Source organism: Sulfitobacter sp. HI0129 (assembly GCF_001635395.1).
GTDB lineage: Bacteria > Pseudomonadota > Alphaproteobacteria > Rhodobacterales > Rhodobacteraceae > Sulfitobacter.
In genome coordinates this window covers 1-580 of the sequence record NZ_LWGH01000737.1, presented here as the reverse complement: position 1 = coordinate 580, position 580 = coordinate 1, and the positions used below count along the sequence as shown (strand labels likewise).

1 protein-coding gene and 1 pseudogene are annotated in these 580 nt (G+C 65.7%); one reads left to right on the top strand and one right to left on the bottom strand.

Annotated features, from left to right (window positions below; all coding sequences use genetic code 11):
* A pseudogene (locus A3764_RS18275) lies at positions 1-190 on the top strand (phosphomannomutase/phosphoglucomutase); the annotation flags it as partial.
* A 58-nt stretch (positions 191-248) separates the two neighbouring features.
* Here A3764_RS18275 and A3764_RS18270 read toward each other — a convergent pair.
* Positions 249-580, bottom strand: a 332-nt coding sequence (locus tag A3764_RS18270) for an HAD-IA family hydrolase (protein ID WP_150122282.1), incomplete at its 5' end; no start/stop codon positions are given.

Genomic DNA, 580 nt, shown 5'->3' with positions numbered 1-580 from the left:
AGTGAACGGCGCGCGGGTGATCCTCGACAATGGCAGCTGGGGGCTGGTGCGGGCCAGTTCCAACACGCCGAATCTCGTTGTGGTCTGCGAAAGCAGCGAGAGCGAGGCGGAGTTGCGCTCCATCTTCAAGGAGATCGACGCGGTGATCCGCACCGAACCCGAGGTAGGCGATTACGACCAGACGTTCTGAGGCCCGGCAAGTCGCAGGGCGCGCGGCCTGCCGCGAGGGCGGACCGCTGCGCGCCGTTTCAGAGAGCCAGCAGCCGGTCCGCGAGATCATCCATGTCGCTTGCGATGATGTCGGGGGTGGGGACGCCATCCGCTTCGATGATGTTGTTGTGCGGACGCTTCAGGAAGGCACCCGCACATCCCGCCGCCTGCGCGCCGATGGTATCCCAGAGGTGGCAGGCCACCATGCACATCTCCTCCGGTTCGGTGCCGAGCTCATCGGCGACGAGGCGGTAGGTATCGGGGTGGGGCTTGTACTTCTCGACCTCCGCCACGCTGAAGCTGCGCTGGAAGAATTCCGCCAGCCCGGCCTTTTCCAGCGGCGTGGGCGAAGGTGAGGGGGATGAGTTCG